Raw genomic sequence first — 868 nt, 5'->3', positions numbered from 1 at the left:
AACCTCGCCGGGGCGGGCGGGTTCGACGTGCGGGTGTGGAACCGTACCCGGGCCAAGGCCGAGCCGCTGGCGGAGGCGGGGGCGCGGGTCGCGGACACGCCGGCCGACGCGGTGGACGGGGCGGACGTGGTGCTCACGATGGTGCACGACGGGCCAGCCGCGCTGGACGCGCTGCGCCAGGCCGCGCCCGCGCTGCGCGCCGGGACGCTGTGGCTCCAGTCGAGCACGGTGGGGGTGGGCGCGATCGGCCCGCTGGCGGAGTTCGCCGCGGAGTACGGACTCGACTTCGTGGACGCCCCCGTGCTGGGCACCAGACTCCCGGCCGAACAGGGCGCGTTGACCGTCCTGGCGGCGGGTCCGGTCGCCGTGCGCGAGCGGGCCGAGCGTGTCTTCTCGGCGATCGGCCAGCGCACCCTGTGGGTCGGCGAGGACGGTGGTGCGGGCGCGGCCAGCGCGCTCAAGCTCGTCGTCAACAACTGGGTGCTCACCCTCATCAACGGCGCCGGCGAGTCGCTGGCCCTGGCCGAGGGTCTCGGTGTGGACCCGCGCGCCTTCCTGGACGCCGTCGCCGGCGGCCCGCTGGACTCCGGCTACCTGCGGACGAAGTCCGAACTCATCCTCGCCGGCGACTACCCGCCCAGCTTCACCGTCTCCGCCGCCCGCAAGGACGCCGCCCTCATCGCGGAGGCCGCCGAGCGCTCCGGCGTACGCCTGGACCTGGCCGCCGCCGCGGCCGAGCGGCTGCGCCGCGCGGAGCGGCAGGGGCATGGCGGCGAGGACGGGGCGGCGGCGTACTTCGCGAGCTTCGGCGGGACGGACGACGGCGGGGCGTGAGGGGCGAGCCCCCGACCGGGGCGGCGAGCCCCGC

1 protein-coding gene is annotated in these 868 nt (G+C 77.2%); it reads left to right on the top strand.

What is annotated here, in order from left to right; genetic code table 11:
- A partial coding sequence (locus tag KUM32_RS33030) for an NAD(P)-dependent oxidoreductase (RefSeq protein WP_217145620.1) occupies positions 1–834 on the top strand: 834 nt, incomplete at its 5' end.
- Positions 835–868 lie beyond the last annotated feature (34 nt).

The organism is Streptomyces sp. AC627_RSS907, assembly GCF_019049165.1.
The sequence above is the reverse complement of the archived record's forward strand: the minus strand, read 5'-3'. Positions and strand labels throughout refer to the sequence as shown.